This is a genomic window from Glycomyces arizonensis DSM 44726 (genome assembly GCF_000482705.1).
GTDB lineage: Bacteria > Actinomycetota > Actinomycetes > Mycobacteriales > Micromonosporaceae > Glycomyces > Glycomyces arizonensis.
Window position 1 is genome coordinate 150,513 of record NZ_AXWO01000013.1, and the last position, 18,562, is coordinate 169,074.

The 18,562-nt window shown below is 71.9% G+C and carries 17 protein-coding genes; 15 read left to right on the forward strand and 2 right to left on the reverse strand.

From position 1 onward, the window contains the following. The 5 genes from H613_RS0110940 to H613_RS0110960 are packed head-to-tail and all read left to right on the forward strand — an operon-like array spanning nucleotide 1 to nucleotide 6,925. The gene (locus H613_RS0110940; protein ID WP_026923823.1) at nucleotides 1–720 is read left to right on the forward strand and encodes a cupin domain-containing protein; all 720 of its coding nucleotides are present in this window, start codon (nucleotides 1–3) and stop codon (nucleotides 718–720) included. 56 nt (nucleotides 721–776) lie between these two features. Continuing rightward, on the forward strand, nucleotides 777–2,630 hold the full coding sequence (locus H613_RS29210; protein WP_051393236.1) for an RNB domain-containing ribonuclease: 1,854 nt from the start codon (nucleotides 777–779) through the stop codon (nucleotides 2,628–2,630). 42 nt (nucleotides 2,631–2,672) lie between these two features. Further along, nucleotides 2,673–3,929 (forward strand): tyrosine--tRNA ligase, encoded by a 1,257-nt coding sequence (tyrS, locus tag H613_RS0110950; RefSeq protein WP_026923824.1) that lies wholly within the window; start codon nucleotides 2,673–2,675, stop codon nucleotides 3,927–3,929. A 49-nt stretch (nucleotides 3,930–3,978) separates the two neighbouring features. Next, nucleotides 3,979–5,919 carry a tetratricopeptide repeat protein gene (locus H613_RS31400; RefSeq protein ID WP_051393237.1) on the forward strand — a complete coding sequence of 647 codons (1,941 nt, stop codon included), beginning with the start codon at nucleotides 3,979–3,981 and terminating at the stop codon, nucleotides 5,917–5,919. Beyond that, complete coding sequence (locus H613_RS0110960) at nucleotides 5,894–6,925, forward strand: HAD-IIA family hydrolase (RefSeq protein WP_026923825.1); 1,032 nt, start codon at nucleotides 5,894–5,896, stop codon at nucleotides 6,923–6,925. Before H613_RS31400 ends, H613_RS0110960 begins: the two co-directional genes overlap by 26 nt. A 75-nt stretch (nucleotides 6,926–7,000) precedes the next feature. On the opposite strand, the gene H613_RS0110965 is transcribed toward H613_RS0110960, so the two are convergent. Both H613_RS0110965 and H613_RS32590 read right to left on the reverse strand, forming a co-directional pair. Next, nucleotides 7,001–7,348, reverse strand: a complete 348-nt coding sequence (locus H613_RS0110965; protein ID WP_026923826.1) for an SCP2 sterol-binding domain-containing protein — start codon at nucleotides 7,346–7,348, stop codon at nucleotides 7,001–7,003. 198 nt (nucleotides 7,349–7,546) lie between these two features. Next, nucleotides 7,547–7,885 (reverse strand): SCP2 sterol-binding domain-containing protein, encoded by a 339-nt coding sequence (locus H613_RS32590; protein ID WP_026923827.1) that lies wholly within the window; start codon nucleotides 7,883–7,885, stop codon nucleotides 7,547–7,549. Between the two features lie 358 nt (nucleotides 7,886–8,243). Here H613_RS32590 and H613_RS0110975 point away from each other — a divergent pair, with 358 nt between their 5' ends. From H613_RS0110975 to H613_RS0111020, 10 genes are all read left to right on the forward strand, one after another. Then, nucleotides 8,244–8,684 (forward strand): phasin family protein, encoded by a 441-nt coding sequence (locus H613_RS0110975; protein ID WP_026923828.1) that lies wholly within the window; start codon nucleotides 8,244–8,246, stop codon nucleotides 8,682–8,684. Next, nucleotides 8,681–9,034 carry a hypothetical protein gene (locus tag H613_RS0110980; RefSeq protein WP_026923829.1) on the forward strand — a complete coding sequence of 118 codons (354 nt, stop codon included), beginning with the start codon at nucleotides 8,681–8,683 and terminating at the stop codon, nucleotides 9,032–9,034. The genes H613_RS0110975 and H613_RS0110980 overlap by 4 nt, the downstream gene beginning before the upstream one ends. 50 nt (nucleotides 9,035–9,084) lie before the next feature. Next, nucleotides 9,085–9,882 carry a TlyA family RNA methyltransferase gene (locus H613_RS0110985; RefSeq protein ID WP_026923830.1) on the forward strand — a complete coding sequence of 266 codons (798 nt, stop codon included), beginning with the start codon at nucleotides 9,085–9,087 and terminating at the stop codon, nucleotides 9,880–9,882. Between the two features lie 5 nt (nucleotides 9,883–9,887). After that, entirely contained in the window at nucleotides 9,888–10,781 is an 894-nt protein-coding gene (locus tag H613_RS0110990; RefSeq protein ID WP_156925966.1) for an NAD kinase, read from the forward strand. Between the two features lie 117 nt (nucleotides 10,782–10,898). Further along, nucleotides 10,899–12,635, forward strand: a complete 1,737-nt coding sequence (recN, locus tag H613_RS0110995) for a DNA repair protein RecN (RefSeq protein WP_026923832.1) — start codon at nucleotides 10,899–10,901, stop codon at nucleotides 12,633–12,635. A gap of 145 nt (nucleotides 12,636–12,780) precedes the next feature. Continuing rightward, on the forward strand, nucleotides 12,781–13,962 hold the full coding sequence (steA, locus tag H613_RS0111000; RefSeq protein ID WP_439330245.1) for a putative cytokinetic ring protein SteA: 1,182 nt from the start codon (nucleotides 12,781–12,783) through the stop codon (nucleotides 13,960–13,962). Further along, nucleotides 13,959–14,897, forward strand: coding sequence for a copper transporter (locus tag H613_RS25955; RefSeq protein WP_035737579.1), 939 nt, complete (start codon nucleotides 13,959–13,961; stop codon nucleotides 14,895–14,897). Before steA ends, H613_RS25955 begins: the two co-directional genes overlap by 4 nt. 10 nt (nucleotides 14,898–14,907) lie before the next feature. Beyond that, nucleotides 14,908–15,792 carry a hypothetical protein gene (locus tag H613_RS0111010; protein WP_026923834.1) on the forward strand — a complete coding sequence of 295 codons (885 nt, stop codon included), beginning with the start codon at nucleotides 14,908–14,910 and terminating at the stop codon, nucleotides 15,790–15,792. Next, nucleotides 15,789–17,417, forward strand: coding sequence for a murein biosynthesis integral membrane protein MurJ (gene murJ / locus H613_RS25960; RefSeq protein WP_051393238.1), 1,629 nt, complete (start codon nucleotides 15,789–15,791; stop codon nucleotides 17,415–17,417). The genes H613_RS0111010 and murJ overlap by 4 nt, the downstream gene beginning before the upstream one ends. Further along, nucleotides 17,414–18,511, forward strand: a complete 1,098-nt coding sequence (locus H613_RS0111020; protein WP_026923835.1) for a glycosyltransferase family 4 protein — start codon at nucleotides 17,414–17,416, stop codon at nucleotides 18,509–18,511. Before murJ ends, H613_RS0111020 begins: the two co-directional genes overlap by 4 nt. The last annotated feature ends 51 nt before the right edge of the window (nucleotides 18,512–18,562 follow it).

The window sequence follows — 18,562 nt, forward strand, 5'->3', positions numbered from 1 at the left end:
GTGAGCGGATTCCCCGGCGGCACCGCCGTCTCCATCGTCACCGTCTACGACTGGCCCACCGTCGACGGCCAGGCCGGCGGCTCCCCGCACCTCCACACCGCCTCCACCGAGGGCTACGTGGTCACGCGGGGCACCGGCGCGGTCGAGACGCTCTCGGGCGACGGCTACGAGCGGCGCGAGCTGGCCCGCGGCACCGTCCTGTGGTTCACGCCCGGGACCGTCCACCGGCTCGTCAACGTCTCGGGCGACCTCGAGGTCACCGTCGTCATGCAGAACGCCGGCATCCCCGAGGCCGGGGACGCCGTCCTCACCTATCCCGCCGAGGTGCTCGCCGATCCCGAGGCCTACGCCGCCGTCACCGGCGCGCCCGGCGCCGAGGGCCTGAGCGATGAGGAGCGCGGGGCCGCCGCCCGCCGCCGCCGCGACCTCGCCGTCGAGGGCTACCTGGAGCTGCGCGACCGCGTCAAGGCCGAAGGCGCGGGGGCGATGGAGCCGCTGTGGACGGCCGCCGCCGCGCTCGCCTCCGGCCGCGTCGACGCCTGGCGCCCGCTCTGGGAGCACGGCCCCAAGGCACAGGCCGACACCACCGGTCGCCACCTCGACGCGCTCACCCGCGGCGACGGGGCGCACCTGTGCGACGCGCACGTGTCCGACGCGGGCGCTTCGGCCCGCCGCTGGGGCATGTGCGGACGCCTGGAAGCGTGGGATCTGCGCCCGTAATCACCTTCGGTGTCCGGCGGCGACTACCATCATCGCTGGACACCGAAGGAGCGCAGTTGGGCGATTACAATCCCGCCGAGACCGGCATCATGATCGACGCCGAGACCACCGTCGACCGCGACGACGCCATATGGATCGAACCGCGGGGCGACGGATACGACGTGTGGGTCCACATCGCCCGCGTCGCCGACCACGTCCCCGCCGGCCAGGCGGCCGACCTCGAGGCCCGCAGCCGCGTCCACACCCGCTACCGGGCCGAGTACACCAAGCGGATGCTCCCGCAACCCGTCGAGGACCTCGCCTCCCTCGAAGCGGGCCGCGTCAACGAGACCTTCGCGGTCCACCTCCGCGTCGACGTCGAAGGCCGCGTCCGCGAGGTCGACCTCGGGCCGGGGCGCCTGACCCGCTCGTGGGCCATGACCCACCGCGAGGCCGCCGACGCCGCCGCCGACCCGGCCCACCCGCTGCACGCGACCCTCGCGCTCGCGCTGCGCTTCGCCCAAGCGATGCTCGCCGCCCGCCGCGCCACCGGCGCGCTCGCTTTCTACGACCTCCTCAGCGGCTTCGCCACCGACGAGGAAGGCCACCTCGTCCGGCTCCAGACCGCCGAACGCAACTCCGGGTACATCATCGTCCAGGAGTTCATGGTCGCCGCCAACGCGCAGATCGCCGCCTGGGCCGCCGGGAGGGACCTGCCGATCCTGTTCCGCAACCACCGGCTCGCCGCCGTCGCCGGCGACTCGTCCGAACTGCGCGCCGAGCTCGACACCGTCGCCGCCACCGGCGACACCGCCGCGTTCGAGATGCTGCGCAGCCGGATGCGCATGGTCGCCCGCTCGGCCACGTACGGGCCCACCGTCCACGGCCACCACGGCCTCCAGCTGCCCGTCTACACGCACGCCACCAGCCCGATCCGCCGCTACCCGGACCTGGTCACGCAGCGGATCCTCCTGGCCGCCGTCGCGGGGGAGCCCAGCCCCTACACCGCCGAGGAGCTCACCGACCTCGCCGCGGAGCTGAACGCGCGCATCGCCGCCGAGCGCGAGCGCGCCGCCGAGCACTTCCGCAAGCGCGCCCAGGAGGAGACCGAACGGCGCCTCGAACAGGCCGACTTCGCCGGGCTCACCTATGCGGAGTTCGCGAAGGTCATTCGCGTCGCCGTCGAACGCGGCGACGCCCCCGCGGGACTCGCCGACGACGCCGAGCGGCGCCTGGACTCCGGCGAGCTCCAACTGCGCGAGTTCGGCGAGATCTACTTCTACGGCGGGGACCCGGCGTTCACCGCACTGCGCGGCAAGCTCAACCAGCGGCTGGCCAAGGAGCCGCACCAGGCGATCTCGCTGGTCAACAAGTTCCTCCAGGACCGCCTCGGCGGGCCCATCGGGCCCGACGACATGGTCTGGGAACTCGAATCGGCCGGTGCGGGCGGCGCACCGGCGTTCGCCGCCACGCTCGAGATCCGCTACGACGGAGAGCGGCGCCGCTCGCCGATCCGCATCCAGCGCACCAAGAAGGACGCCCGCAACCACGCCGCCCTGGCGCTGGCCGCCGCCCTCGCCGACCTGCCCGACCTGTCCCTCGACGACAGGCCCGAGCAGGCCGTGGTCGAGCCGCCGAAATCGGCCCTGGTCGACGTCGACCTCAACCCGGTCGAGGCCGTCCAGATCTACGCGGCCCGCGGCGTCATCCGACGCCTCAAATGGGAGTTCCTCGCCGAAGGCCCCTCACACGAACGGGTCTTCACGTGCAGTGCGACCGCCTCGCTCGCGGACAGCGGCGTCCGCGTCGACGCCAAGGGCAGCGGAGCGACCAAGCAGGCGTCCAAGAACGCCGCCGCCGAGGTCATGCGCGTCCACATCGAGGCCGCCGTGCGCCTGAGGGAGGCCGCGGACGCCGACGAGGCCTCCTGAGCATCTGAAAAAGCGTTTCGTCCGCTAAGGCACAATGGGGCCGTGCATATTCTCGACGACTTCGCCTGGCGCGGCCTCATCCAGGAATCGACCGACCTCGACGCTCTGCGCGAGCACATCGACGCGGGGCAGGTGACGTTCTACGTCGGCTTCGACCCCACCGCGGTGAGTCTGCACGTCGGCCACCTGATGCAGGTGCTGACCGCCCGGAGGCTCCAGCGGGCGGGGCTGCGCCCGCTGCTGCTCGTCGGTGGCGCCACCGGGCAGATCGGCGACCCCAAGGAGACCGGCGAGCGGGTCATGAACCCGCCGGAGGTCGTCGCCGGGTGGGTGGAGAAGATCCGCGCGCAACTGGCCCCGTTCGTCACCTACGACGGCGACAACGCCGCCGTCGCGGTCAACAACCTCGACTGGACCAGCGAGCTGAGCGTCGTCGACTTCCTGCGCGACGTGGGCAAGCACTTCCCGGTCTCCAGGATGCTCGCCCGGGAGGTCGTCAAGGCCCGGCTGGAGTCGGGGATCTCCTTCACCGAGTTCGCCTACCAGCTGCTCCAGTCCAACGACTTCTACGAGTTGTACCGCCGCCACGGCTGCACCCTCCAGTTCGGCGGCTCCGACCAGTGGGGCAACATCACCGCCGGGGTCGACTACATCCGCCGCCGCGCCGGTGAGAGCGTCCACGCCCTCGCCACGCCGCTGGTGACCAAGGCCGACGGCACCAAGTTCGGCAAGACCGAGGGCGGCGCGGTGTGGCTCGACGCCGAACTGACCAGCCCGTACGCCTTCTACCAGTTCTGGTTCAACTCTCCGGACGCCGACGTGGTGCGCTACCTCAAGTTCTTCTCGTCCAGGAGCCACGAGGAGATCGAGGAGCTGGCGAAGGCGACCGAGGAGAAGCCCGCCGCGAGGCTGGCTCAGAAGGCGCTGGCCGAGGAGTTGACGACGCTCCTCCACGGCGCCGAGGAGACTGAGCACGTCATCGCCGCCTCGCAGGCGCTGTTCGGGCGCGGCGAGCTGGCGGAGCTGCCCGAGCCGACGCTGCGCGCGGCTCTGGTGGAGGCCGGTATGGTCGAGATCCACAAGCCCGAGGTGACCGTCGCCGAGGCGATGAAGGAGTCCGGCGTGGTCGCCAGCCTCGGCGAGGCCCGCCGGGCCGCCAAGGAGGGCGGCGCGTACGTCAACAACGTCAGAGTGACCGACCCCGGAGCCGCGCTCGACCCCGCTGACCTGCTGTACGGCCGCTACGCAGTGATCCGGCGCGGAAAAAAGACCGTCGCCGGAATAGACGTGCTGACCTGAGGCATACACTTGATTGGTTTTGCTTAGGGAAAAATAGGGGGAGAGCCACGTGGCTGACGATGGCCGTGACCGCAGGGGCGGAGACGACCGACGAGGTGGTCGGGGCGGCTACGGGCGCCGGGAAGGCGGAGGCGACCGTGACCGGCAGGACCGCGGCGGCGAGCGCCGCTACGGTGACCGCGACGGCCGATCTGGACGCGGTGGCTACAACCGCGACGATCGCCCCCGGGGCGGCGAGGGCCGCGGCCGCTACGGCGACCGTGACGACCGCCCGAGGCGCTTCAACGACGACCGTCCGCGCCGTGACCGTGACGACCGCCCGAGGCGCTATGAGAGCCGCGACGACCGTCCCAGGCGGGACTCGGACGACCGTCCGCGCCGGTACGGCGACCGTGACCGTGACGATCGGCCCCGCCGGTACAACGACGACCGTGGAGAGCGCCGTTTCAGCGACAACCGCGGTGGCCGGGGCGGTTACCGCAACGACGACCGACCCCGTCGCGACCGCGATGACCGGCCCCGCAGTGATCGTGATGACCGGCCGAGGCGCTATGAGGGCCGCGATGACCGGCCGCGCCGCGACCGTGACGACCGCCCGAAGCGATACAACGACGACCGTGGTGAGCGCCGCCAGTTCGACCGCCGTGACGACCGCCCGAGGCGCTTCAACGACGACCGTCCGCCCCGCGACCGGGACGACCGCGGTGGCCGGGGCGGTTACCGCAACGACGACCGGCCCCGTCGCGACCGCGATGACCGGCCCCGTCGGTATGAGGGCCGTGACGACCGGCCGCGCCGCGACCGTGACGACCGGCCCCGTCGGTATGAGGGCCGCGATGACCGGCCCCGCAGCGATCGTGATGATCGCCCGAGGCGCTATGAGGGCCGCGATGACCGGCCGCGCCGCGACCGCGACGACCGCCCGAAGCGGTACAACGACGACCGCGGTGGACGCCGCCAGTTCGACCGCCGCGACGACCGTCCGCGCCGGGACGACCGCCACCGCTTCGACGATGAGGACCAACTCGGCCGCGACGGCAAGCCGCGCCGCGGCCGCGACGCCCTGCGCCCGCTCGATGAGCGCGAGGCCGGCCACGAGGGCCCGATCCGCCGAGGCGAGTCCGACCAGGCCCCCGACCTCCCCGAAGGCCTCGAGTACGGCTTCGACCAGCTCGACAAGGAGACCAAGGCCGGGCTGCGCAGTCTGAACAAGCAGCTCGCCGAGGCCGTCGGCAACCGGCTCATCGCCACCGCCGCGCTCCTGGCCGAGGACGACATCGAAGGCGCCCTCGAACAGGCCCGCTACGCCCGCCGCAAGGCCTCCCGCGTCGCGATCGTCCGCGAGGTCACCGGCGTGGCCGCCTACGGCGCGGGCGAATGGCAGCTGGCCATGAACGAGCTCCGCGCCGCCCAGCGGCTCGGCGGCAACCGCGACCACATCGCGATGATCGCCGACTGCGAGCGCGCCTCCGGCCACCCCGAACGCGCCATCGACCTCTACCGCGAGCACGGCGAGGACGCGAGCATCGACCCCGAGTCCCGCGTCGAGCTGCTCATCGTCGCCTCGGGCGCCCGCCGCGACATGGGGATGGGCGAGGCCGCGACCGCGATGCTCAAGGTGGCCGCCCTGAACTCCCCGAAGACCGAACCGTGGGTGGCGCGCCTGCGCTACGCCTACGCCGAGGGCCTGCTCGCCGACGGACGCGAGGACGAGGCGCGCGAGTGGCTCTCCAAGGCCGTCGCCGCCGATGTCGAGGGGGAGACCGGAGCGGCCGAGCGGCTGCTCGAACTCGAAGGCGTCGACTTCGACGAGTTCGAGGACGAACTGGACGACGAGTTCGACGACGAAGGCCCCGACGACGAGGACTCCGAGGACGAGGACGACGAAGACCCCGAGGAAGACGACGAGGAAGTCGGGGACGAACCCGAGGCCGCCGACGAGACCCCCACCCCGAAGGAATCCGATGACGCGACTGAACGCCGCGACTGAGGCGCTCGCCGCCGCATACGACCTGGCGCTGCTCGACCTCGACGGCGTCGTCTACCTGCTCCACCAGCCGATCCCGGAGGCCGCCGCCACCGTCGCGGCGCTGTCGGGCCTGGACTGCGAGCCGGTGTTCGTCACCAACAACGCCTCCCGCAGCCCTGAGACCGTCGCCGAAGTCCTGCGCGGCATGGACATTCCGGCCAAGGCCGACGAGGTCCTCACCTCGGCGCAGGTGGTCGCCGCGGGCATCGCCGAGCGCTTCGGCGCCGGTACCAAGGTCCTGTCGACCGGCGCGCAGGCACTGCACGACGCGGTCGAGGCCGCCGGTCTCGCCCTCACCGACGAGCCGCGAGAGGCCCGGGCCGTGGCCTTCGGGTACACCCCCGACACCACCTGGCGTGACCTCGCGGCCGTGACGATCGCGGCCCGCGAAGGCGCGTTCTGGGCGGTGGCCAACATGGACGCCACCCTGCCGACCCCCGACGGTCCGCTGCCGGGCATGGGCGCCATGGCGCAGGCCGTCGCGACCGGACTGGGCCGCGGCCCGGACCTCGTCGCGGGCAAGCCGCAGCCGCCGATCTTCCAGGCCGCGCTGGCGCGCAAGCCCGGAGGCCGCGCGATCATGGTCGGCGACCGCCCCGACTCCGACATCGAGGGCGCCAACAAAGCAGGGATCGACTCCCTGCTGGTGTTCACCGGCGTCGTGGCGCCCAATGACGCGCTGGCGCTGCCGCCCGAGCGGCGGCCCACCTATCTCGGATGGAGCCTCGCCGCACTGACCGAGACCCACCCCGAGCCGCAGTGGAACGAGAAGGTCGACGCCGTCGAATGCGGCGGCTGGACCGCCTCCCTTGAAGACGGCGGCGTGCGGCTCGACGGCGAAGGCGACGAATTGGACGGTTGGCGCGCACTGTGCGAACTGACCTGGGCTGCGACCGACATGCGGCAGTGCGACCCGGCCAAGCCGCCGCGACCGGCGAGCGCGGCCGCCAAGCAGCTGCTGGGGTAGCGAAAAGCCCGGGCCGCCGTCGCGGTCCGGGCTCATCGCAATCGCGGGACGCCCGCGAGCCGGGCGGGCGGTCCGCTAGTCGACCTTCAGGGCCTTGCGGAGCTTGGCGAGGTCCTTGACGCCGGCCTTGACCTTGATCTTGCCGGTCAGGAACGCCTTGGCGGGCTTGAGTTCCTTCTTCGAGAGCGCGATCAGGTCGTCGGAGGCGATGGAGACGCGCACTTCGGCGTCGGCGTTGTCGCCGTCCAGGAGGTTCGTCAGCTTGCCCTCGGCGACCTTGGCGTTGAAGGACGTGTCCAGGTCGGTGATGTCGAAGGCCACCGTGCGGTCGAACCCGTCAAGTCCGTCGAAGTCGCCAGACTTCTTGGCGACCTTGCCCGCCAGCTTCTCCAGTACGTTGCGGCATTCGTCTACAGTGGCCATAGGGTCCTCCCGATTGGATTCAGTTTCAGCGCGAAGGCTCGGCTGGCCAGAAGATTACAGCGTGCCTTGGAAGCCTTTGCGGCCGACCGGGAGTCAACATGTCGACGACAGACGGTGACGACCGCTGGTGGGCGTGCGCGGGCGCGGCGGACCGCGCCGGCGCGCCGTTCGGCCGCCGGCTTCGGTGGGCGCCGCGGCCTACAGGACCCCGCGGAGCTTCAGCAGATCCATCGGGTTCGCCTTGAGCTTCACTTGTTGTGCGTTGAAGGCCTTCATGAAGTCCAGCTCGCCCGCCACGAGCTTCAGCAGGTCGTCAGAGGACACGATCATGCGGATCTGCGCGTCCGGTTCGTCCCCGTCGGTGATGTCGACGAGCTTGCCGCCGTCGAATCTCCCGTGGAACGACGCGTTCAAGTCGGTGATGTCGCAGGCCAGGGTCCGCTGGAACCCGGTGAGCTTGCGGACGGACTTCGGGTTCTCGGCGAGATTGGCGGCGAACTGCTTCAAGGCGGTCCGGCATTCGTCGACGGTGGCCATTGGTGTCCTCCTGTTCGATTCGAGCGGGGACGCGGCGATGCGCCCCACCAGAAGGTTACCGGTCGGTACACCACGACGAAGCTCGCGAGCCGTAAAGGGCAGGGCGATGATGCCGGTGGATCGTATTTGACATCGCGATGACATCGTGTAGGCTGAAATTCGCATCATTATGATGCCGGTGGCCACGGAGGGCGGCCGGAGTCGCCGTTCACGACCCACCGCCGCCGTGACCCGCGGACGTCCCGCGTGTCGGCGGCGAACCGTCCCGAACGCCGTGGCAGTACCGTTGACGTAGCCGGGCCCGCCCGGCGGCGACAACTGCGAGCCGAGTATCCAGTCGAGCAGGAAGGAGCGCGCCATGGCAGACACCGCCCGCGCCTACTTCGACACCGTCTTCAGCATGGCCGGGGAATCCGGGCAGCGCGCCCGCGACATGGCCGGGAAGTTCCGCGAGGACCTCAGGAGCGGGGCCGAGCGCGTCCGCTCCGAATTCCGCTCGGGCGCCGAGCAGTTCCGCAGCCACGGCTCGCGCACCGTCACCGACATCGGACGCCTCGTCCGCGCCGAGGTCGACGCCGGACTCACCCGGCTCGGCGTCGCCACCCAGAACGATCTCGACGACATCAACCTGCGCCTCGAGCACTACGAGGAGGAGCTGCGGGAGCTCCGCATGCGCCTGGCCGAAGCCGAGGGAGCCGCCGCGACGCCCGCGGAGCCGTCGGGCACCGCCGATGAGGCGCCCGCCGCGGCCGAACGCGGCCGGGACTCGGACGAGCCGGGCGGCGACGAGCGGGCATGAGCGACGCACCCACGCCCGCGAACCTGGCCGGCCGCCTGGGCGCCGACGCACAAGTCGACATGGACGACGTCGACGCCGACATCGAAGCCGATGTCGAGGCCGCCCTCGGGCAGCTCGAAGCGCTGCCCGACCTCGCCGTGACCGACCACGTCGCCGTCTTCGAAGGCGTCCAGCAGCGCCTCTCGGAGATCCTCAGCAACGTCGACGATGCCAATTTACGGCTCGCAAGCGTCGCCGTGAGCGCCAATTTACGGCTCGCAAGCGTCGCGGTGAGCGCCAATTCACGGCTCGCAAGCATCGCCGTGAGCGCCAATTCACGGCTCGCAAGCATCGCCGTGAGCGCCGACTGACGACCGGACAAGCTCCTGACACCCGAACCTGGAAAGACTGCGACCGCTCCATGCCCGCGCGCCACCGACTCGACGCCGAACTCGTCCGCCGCAAGATCGCCCGCTCCCGCGAGCACGCCCGCGAGCTGATCGCGGCCGGGCGCATCCATCTGCGCGGCATCCCGGCCACCAAGGCCGCCACCGGCGTCACCGGTGACGACTCGATCCGCCTCGTCGGCGAGGTCGACGACTACGTCTCCCGAGGCGCCCACAAGCTCATCGGCGCCCTCGACGCCTTCGGCATCGACCCGGCCGGTATGCGGTGCCTCGACGCGGGCGCCTCCACCGGCGGCTTCACCGACGTCCTGCTGCGCCGCGGCGCGGCCGAGGTCCTCGCCGCCGACGTCGGTTACGGGCAGCTGGCCTGGAAGCTCCAGACCGACGAGCGCGTCATCGTCCACGACCGCACCAACGTCCGGCACCTGACGCCCGAGCAGCTCGGCGGGCCGGTCGACCTGACCGTCGGCGACCTGTCGTTCATCTCCCTGGAACTGGTGCTGCCCGCGCTGTCCTCCTGCACGAAACCGGACGGCACGATGCTGCCGATGGTCAAGCCGCAGTTCGAGGTCGGCAAGGGTCAGGTGGGCCCGGGCGGGGTGGTCGCCGACCCGGCGAGGCGCTCCGACGCCATCCTGAAGGTCGTCGAGGCGGCCCGGCGACTTGGGTGGGGGACCACAGCCGTGGTGCCGAGTCCGCTGCCCGGCCCCAAGGGGAATGTAGAGTTCTTCTGCCGCATGCGCCGCGACGCGGATACCTTGGCCCCCGAGGCGGTGTTCGAGGCGGTGACACGGGAAGAGGGAGGCGGTTGAGCGCTGTGCAGCAGAAACCGAGCCGAGTCCTGGTCGTGACCCACCCACTCCGCCAGGACGTGGCCGAACTGGCCGAGAAGATCGCCGCCGCCCTCCGCGAGGCGGGCGTGGCGGCGCGCATCCTCTCCGGCGAAGTGGACTCGCTGTGCCGCCCCGACGCGCTCATGGTCGCCGACGAGGACTCCAGCGCGTCCGCCGACATCGTGCTCGCCCTCGGCGGCGACGGCACGGTCCTGCGCTCGGCGAAGATGGCCGCCGAGTCCGACGTCCCGCTGCTGGGCGTGAACTTCGGCAAGGTCGGCTTCCTGGCCGAGGCCGAGACCGGCGAGCTGGAGACGGTCGTCTCGCGCCTGCTGGAGGGCGACTACACCGTCGAGGAGCGCACGACGCTCGCGGTGGCCGCGGTCGGCGCCGACGGCGAGCGGACGTCCTCGTGGGCGTTCAACGACATCGCCGTGGAGAAGGCCGAGCCCGCCCGGATGCTCGAGGTGTTCATCGAGGTCGACGGCACGCGGATCTCCCGCTACGGCTGCGACGGCGTCCTGTGCGCCACCCCGACCGGCTCCACCGCGCACGCCATGTCGGCGGGCGGCCCGGTCGTGTGGCCCGATGTGGACGCGCTGCTGGTGGTGCCGATGAACGCGCACGCCCTGTTCGCCAAGCCGATGGTGGTCCACTCCTCCTCGGAGATCCGCATCGGCGTCGAGTCGGTGGGGACGGCGGGGGCGCTCATCGCCGACGGCAAGCGGATCGCCGAGCTGACGGCGGGCTCGACCGTGGTGATCCGCCGGTCGCAGCGCCCGGTGAAGCTGGTGCGCATGTCCGAGCGGTCGTTCGCGTCCCGTTTGGTCTCGAAGCTCTCGCTGCCTGTGGACGGTTGGCGCCACGGTCGCATGTGACCTCACCGTATTTAGAACGGGTGTATCAAATTCGGCGAGTGCGCCGATGCGACGCATCGGACATCGAGACCGCATGGAGGCCGACGCCTGTCGGAGCGACCGGATAGGCTCGGGGATGTGTTGGACGAGCTTCGCATCCAGAACTTGGGCGTGATCGCTGACGCCACCCTTCCGCTTGCCCCGGGCCTCACCTGTATCACCGGCGAGACCGGCGCTGGGAAGACCATGGTCGTCGCCGGTCTGGGCCTCCTCTTCGGCGGCCGCGCCTCCCGTGCCCCCATCGGCGCCGAGAAGGCCGTTGTGGAGGGCCGCTTCATGGTCGGCGAAGGCGCCCACGAACTGCGCGAACGCGCCATCGAGGCCGGTGCCGAGCTCGAAGACGGCGAACTGCTGCTGTCGCGCTCGGTCTCGGCCGAAGGGCGCTCGCGCGCCTGGGTGGGCGGCCGCGCCGCCCCCGTCGGCGTCCTGTCCGAACTGGGCGAGCTGGCCATCTCGGTCCACGGCCAGTCCGACCAGATGCGGCTGCTCCAGCCCGCCGAGCAGCGCGCCGCCCTCGACCGCTTCGCGGGCGCCGACCACGGCAAGCTCCTCGACGCCTACCGCGCGGTCTACATCGAACTGAACGAGTGCACCGCCGAGCTCTCCCGCGTGCGCACCAGCGCCCGGGACATGGCCCGCGAGGCCGACATGCTGCGCCTGGGCCTCCAGGAGATCACCGCCGTCGACCCGCAGGAGGGCGAGGACGCCGAGCTCGCCGAGGAGGCCCGCCGCCTCCAGAACGCCGAGACGCTGCGCCTGGCCGCCGCCACCGCCCACGGCGCGCTGACCGGCGACCCGACCACCGGCGACGGGGGAGCGGCCGACGCCGTCGGCGGCGCCGCCCGCGCCCTCGAGCACGACGCCGCCGACGACCCGAAGCTCGCCGAGTTCGCCGAGCGCCTCGCCGAGGCCGGCGCGCTCCTGTCCGAGGCCGCCGTCGACCTGTCCGGCTACCTGGACGAGCTCGACGCCGACCCGGCCCGCCTGGAGGAGATCTACCAGCGCCAGGCGGCCCTGAAGTCCCTCTACCGCAAATACGCCGAGGACCTGCCCGGCGTGCTGGCCTGGGCCGAGAACGCCACCAAGCGGCTCGGTGAGCTCGACGTCTCCGACGACCGCATCGCCGAACTCGAGACCCGCCGCGGCGAGCTCGCGGCCCGCGCGGGCGAGACGGCCTCTCAGCTGCGCGCCTCCCGCCTGTCCGCCGCCGAGCGCTTCTCCGCGGCCGTCTCGGCCGAGCTGGCGGGCCTGGCCATGCCGCACGCCGCCGTCACCGCCGCCGTCGAGCCGCGCCCGGCCGGGCGCGGCGGCGTCGACCTCGTCGTCGACACCGCCGTATCCGGCGCCACCGAGGACGGCGCCGACGACGTCGAGCTGCTGCTCAGGCCGCACCCCGGAGCCGTCCCGGCGGCGCTGCACAAGGGTGCCTCGGGCGGCGAGCTGTCCCGCGTCATGCTCGCCATCGAAGTGGTCTTCGCCGAGATCGGCGGCCCGCCGGTGCTGGTCTTCGACGAGGTCGACGCCGGGGTCGGCGGCGGCGCGGCCATCGCGATCGGCCGCTGCCTGGCCAAGCTCGCCCGCCGCTACCAGGTCCTGGTCGTCACCCACCTGCCGCAGGTCGCCGCGTTCGCCGACCGCCACCTCGTCGTCAGCAAGGACACCTCGGGAGCGGTCACCGTCTCCGGCGTCCGCCTCGTCGACGACGCCGAGCGGGCCCGTGAGCTTGCTCGCATGCTCGCCGGCATGCCCGATTCCCACCTCGGGGTGGCCCACGCGGAGGAACTGCTGGCAGAGGCTGCCAAAATGAAGGCCTGACCTCCCGGTTCACCAGCGGGGCGACGCCACTGCCCGCAGGTGTGCCGAGAGGATGAATTCGCGGCTCGGGGGCCGTCCAGCGGGCGCGCCGCCGTCCCGCTGTGGACTACGAATGGCATGATGATCCACGATGCGTGTACCTAGTTTGCGTTTGCCCGGACGGAATCCGGAGTCGAACTCCGGGGAGGGCCGACTGGTCGGCACCGCCCGACTCGACCGCCGGACGAAGCGCCTGTGCGGCCGCCTCGAACCCGGCGACGTCGCGATAATCGACCACGTCGACCTCGACCGGGTCGCCGCCGACGCCCTCGTCGCCACCGGCGTGGCCGCCGTCGTCAACGCCGCCAAGTCCATTTCCGGCCGCTACCCGAACCTCGGCCCGGAGGTCCTCGTCAAGGGCGGGGTCGTCCTCATCGACGGTGTCGGCGACGAGATCTTCGACAACGTCCGCGAGGGCAAGACCGTCACCGTCGAAGGCGAGCGGATCCTCCTCGGCGGCGAGGAGATCGGCGCGGGCACGCTCCAGAGCGAGCAGAGCGTCGCCGACGACATGGAGGCCGCCAAGGAGGGCCTGTCGGTCCAGTTGGAGGCCTTCGCCGCCAACACCATGGAGTACCTCAAGCGCGAGCGCGACCTCCTGCTCGACGGCGTCGGCGTGCCCGACGTCGCCACCGACTTCAACGGCCGCCACGCGCTCATCGTCATCCGCGGCTACAACTACAAGGAGGACATCGACGTCCTCCGGCCCTACATCCGCGAGTTCAAGCCCGTCCTGGTCGGCGTCGACGGCGGCGCCGACGCGCTCCTGGAGGCCGGCTACACGCCCGACATGATCGTCGGCGACATGGACTCGGTCTCCGACGACGCCCTGCGCTGCGGCGCCGAGATCGTCGTCCACGCCTACGCCGACGGGCGCGCGCCCGGCATGGAGCGCATGGACAAGCTCGGCGTCCCGGCCATCCCCTTCCCGGCCGCCGCCACCTCCGAGGACATCGCCATGCTCCTGGCCGACGAGAAGGGCGCCTCGCTCATCTGCGCCGTCGGCACCCACGTCACCATGGTCGAGTTCCTCGACAAGGGCAGAGGCGGCATGGCCTCCACCTTCCTCACGCGGCTGCGCGTCGGCGGCAAACTCGTCGACGCCAAAGGCGTCTCACGGCTCTACCGCCAGGAGATGTCGATCTCCGCGCTGCTGCTGCTCATCGTCTCCGCCCTCGCCGCCATGGCGACCGCCGTCGCCATCTCCACCGTCGGGCGCTCCTTCGTCGACGTCATCGCCGACTGGTGGGACGGCCTGCTCTTCCAGATCCAAAGGCTCTTCTCGTGATCAACTTCCGCTATCACCTCATCTCGCTGACCGCCGTCTTCCTGGCGCTCACCATCGGCCTCATCCTCGGCACCGCCGCCCTCAACGGCCCGGCCATGGAGGCGATCGAGGCCACCAGCCAGAGCCTGCGCGACCGCAACAACGCCATGCGCGACGAGATCGAGGCACTGCAGGAGGAGCTTCAGGACGACCAGTCCTTCGCCTCCGAGATCGCCCCCTCCTACCTCGACGGGAGGCTCACCGGCCAGAAGATCCTCCTCGTCGCCCTGCCCGGCGCCGAGACCGAGGTCGTCGACGCCGTCGAGGAGAAGCTCGACTACGCGGGCGCCACCAGCGCCGGGCGCATCTCCCTGCTCGACGACTTCCTCGACCCGGCCAACAACGATCAGCTCGCCGACCTCGTCGACGGCGTCACCCCCGACACCATCGAGGCGCCGGTGACCTACGACGGCGTCGCCGCCATGAGCGCCATCCTCGCCGCCGTCACCACCGGCAGCTTCGAAGGCGCGCCCGTCGAGATCGCCGCGGGCGACATCACCACCGTCACCACCGGCCTCACCGAACTCGGCATGCTCACCGTCGAGACCGAGCCCACCGGCGGCGCCACCGGCGTCATGCTCGTCGGCGGCGCGGCCGCCGCCGACTCCGACGCCGACGAGCGCAACACCGCGGTCGTCACCATCGCCACCGCGTTCGCCGTCGACGACCCGACCGTCTATGCCGCCTCGACCTCCGCGGGCGAGGGCAACCCGGTCGTGGCGCTGCGCGGCGACGACATCGAGGCCCCCGTCTCGACGGTCAACAGCGTCACCGCCCCCCAGGGGCAGATCGGGGCCGTCATGGCCCTGGTCGACCTCATCGCCGACAGCAGCGTGCACCACCTCGGCCCCGAAGGGGAGGAGGGCGTTGAAGGCTGGCTCCCCGACGCCGCCTAGGATTCCGTCCATGAGCCAGCTAACCCGCGCAGCTGGGCGGGCGTTCCTCGGCGGCCTCGCCGCCGGCGGCACCATCGCCGCGATCAGCGCCGTCCGCCGTTCCAAGTGGTCGAAGGACCTCGACCGCGTCAACCACCGAGGCGACACGGTCAGCCTGGCCGAAGGACCCGGCGTCACCATCGGCGCGACGGCCGCGGCCGTCGCCGGGGCCACCTCCCCGGCCTACGCGGCCGCGGCGGCCGCCACCGGCCTCGCCACCGGCGCGCTCGGGCTCTACGACGACATGGCGGACACCAAAGGCGAGAAGGCCAAGGGCTTCAAAGGACACCTGACGGCCCTGCTCAAAGGGCGCGTCTCGGCCGGGCTGGTGAAGATCGTCGGCATCTCCGCGACCGGGCTGGCCTCCTCCGCGCTCGTCGACGCCGTCTCCGACCGCCGCCCCGAGGGCCGCTGGGCCCGGCTGTGGAACATCGGCGTCGGCGGCGGCGTCATCGCCGGAGCCGCGAACCTCCTCAACCTGTTCGACCTGCGGCCCGGACGGGCGCTCAAGGTGGCCTCCGTGGTCGCCGCCCCCCTCTCGCGCCCCGCGGGCCCCAAATCCCGCAGCACGGCCGCGGGCGGCGCGAACACCGCCCTGGCGGTGTCGGCCGCCGCGGCCGCCGCGATGGGCGACGACCTGGAAGGCAAGACCATGCTCGGCGACTGCGGCGCCAACGCCCTCGGCGCCCTGCTCGGCCTGTCCTACATCGCCCGCACCGGGACGGTGGGGCGCCATGTCGCCCTCGTCGGCATCGCCGCGCTCATCGCCGCGAGCGAGCGCGTCAGCTTCACCCAGGTCATCGCCGACACCCCGGTGCTCCGCGAACTCGACGAAATGGGCCGGAACAAGGCGTGACCGACACCCGACGCGAAGTCGGTCGTGCCGCCACCCTCATCGGTGCGATCACCATAGGCTCCCGCCTGGCCGGATTCGGCCGAGTGCTGGTGTTCACCGGGGCCGTCGGGTACTCCTCGCTGGGTACCGCCTACCAGAACGCCAACACCGTCCCGAATCTCATCTTCGAACTCGTGGCCGGCGGGGCGCTCGCGGCGCTGGCGGTGCCGCTGCTGTCGGCTCCCCTCGCCCGCCACGATGCCGACCAGGTCAACCGGATCGCCTCGGCGCTCCTGACCTGGTCGCTCGCCGTGCTCATCCCGATAGCCGCGGCGGTCGCACTCCTCGCCCGCCCCCTGGTCGAACTCGTCTCCGGTCCGCACGTCACCGCGGCCACGATCGACACCGGCACCGAGATGCTCGTGCTGTTCGCACCGCAGCTGCCGCTGTACGGCATCGCGGTCGTCCTCACCGGCGTCCTCCAGTCCCACCGCAAGTTCGCCTGGCCCGCCCTGGCGCCGCTGCTGTCGAGCATCACCATGATCGCCGTGTACGTCGCCTACGGCTTCCTCACCGACAGCCAGAGCGATGCGGCGCGGGTCTCCCAGAGCGACCTGCTGCTCCTCGCGCTCGGCACCACCCTCGGCGTCGCCGTCCTGGCCGGATGCCTGTTCATCCCGCTGCGGCGCCTCGGTCTGCGCCTGCGGCCGACGTGGAAGTTCGACGCCCACCTCACCGCCAGCGTCAAGGCGCTCGCGATCGCGGGCGTCATCACCCTCGGCGCCCAGCAGCTGTGCCAGTTCGTACTGCTGCGCCTGGCCAACGGCGCCGGTGATGGCCCCGTGGTCGTCTTCACCGTCTCCCAGACGTTCTTCCTGCTGCCGTGGGCGATTCTCGCCGTCCCGTTCGCCACGGCCGCCTATCCGAACCTGTCCGAGGCCCACGCCCTCGGCGACACTCCCGCCTACCAGCGCACCATCGCGGCCGCCGGGCGGGTCGTGCTGGTGCTCTCCGGGCTCGGCGTCACCGCGCTCGCGGGCGTGGCCGAACCGATCGCGAACGTCCTGGGCCAAGTCCAGCAGCACGCCCCAGAGGCCGAGATCAGCGCGACGCTGGCCGGTCTCGCCTTCGGCCTGTTCGGGTACTCGATGTTCGCCGTCTACTCCCGCGGCCTCTACGCGGTCGACCGCGCCTACGCCGCCGCCGCGGCCACCGCCGCGGGGTGGGGCACCACCGTGCTCAGCGCCGTCATCCTGTCCGCGGTCATACCGATCGACCACCGCACCACGGCGCTCGCGATCAGCTGGTCGATCGGCATGACCGTCACCGGCATCGCCCTCACCGCCGCCGTCGCCAGGAACACCGGCGCCGCCAGCCTCAAGGGCCTCGGCCGCTCGCTCGCCGCCGCGCTCTCGGCGACGGTCGTCGCCATCGCCGCCGCGCGGGTGCTCATCGGCTGGTGGGGCCACGCGGGCTCGATCGCCTCCGCGGTGAGTGAGGGCGTCGCGGCCGGAGCGGTCGCCGCACTCGTCTACGTTGGAGTGGCGGCCCTCGTCGACCACCGTGCCGTACTCCGAGCCGTCAGGCGCCGGGCTGGCACAATACGACCGAGCGAAGAAGCAGAGCAGAGCGGAGAAGACCAGTGAGCCACCGACGCATCGCACTGGTGCTGGGCCCCTCGACCGGCGGCATCGGCACCCACGTCGCCTCAGTGGCGTCCGGCCTGGTCGACCGCGGTGACGCCGTCCTCGTCGTCGGCCCGCCCGAGACCGAGGAGCGCTTCGGCTTCCGCTCCAGGGGCGCCCGCTTCGCGCCCGCCCCGATCACCGCCAAACCCTCCCCGCAGCTCCCGACCGCCTGGTGGGCCACCTTCAACGCACTGCGCGGGGTCACCGGACGCGGCGTCGACCTCGTCCACGCCCACGGCATGACCGCCGGCCTCACCGCCCTCGCCGCCCGGCCCGCCGGAGCCGCGCTGGTCACGACCTGGCACAACACGCAGCTCACCTCGGGGATCAAACGCAGGCTCTACGACCAGGCCGAGAAGCGCCTCGCCCGCGGTGTCGACGTCGCCCTCGCCATCTCCTCCGACCTGCACGAGCACCTTATCGACCTCGGCGCGGCCGATGCGCGCACCGCGCAGGCGCCCGCCCCGCCGCTGCGCGCGGCCGGCGACCGCGAGGCCGTCAGGGCGCAGCTCGGCATCGGGGACCGGCACCTGATCCTCTCCGTCGGACGCCTCCACGCCCAGAAGGACTTCGACACCCTCATCGACGCCGCCCAGCGCTGGCGCGAGCGCGGCCCGGCCCCGGTCGTCGCCATCGCCGGCGACGGTCCCGAACACGACCGCCTCCAAGCCCTCATCGAAGGCACCGGGGCCGAGGTGCGCCTGCTCGGGCACCGCAGCGACGTCGCCGACCTCCTGGCCGCCGCCGACCTGTTCGTCAACACCAGCCGCTGGGAGGGCTACCCGCTGTCCCTCCAGGAGGCGATGCAGGCCGGACTCCCGCTCGTGGCGACCAGGACCGGCGGCATCCCCGACCTGGTCGGCGACGCCGCGATCCTGTTCGACGCCGGCGACGTCGACGCTCTCGACGAAGCCGTCACCGGGCTGCTCGACCACCCCGAGCGCCTCGCCGCTCTCGGCGAGGCCGGACGCGCGCAGGCGGCCACCTGGCCCGACGAGGCACAGGTGATCGACGCCATCGACGCCCTCTACTCGGAACTGACGGGAAGATAGTCCGTGACCCGTGAACACCTCCACACAGGCAGGGTGATACGGCGCTTCCGC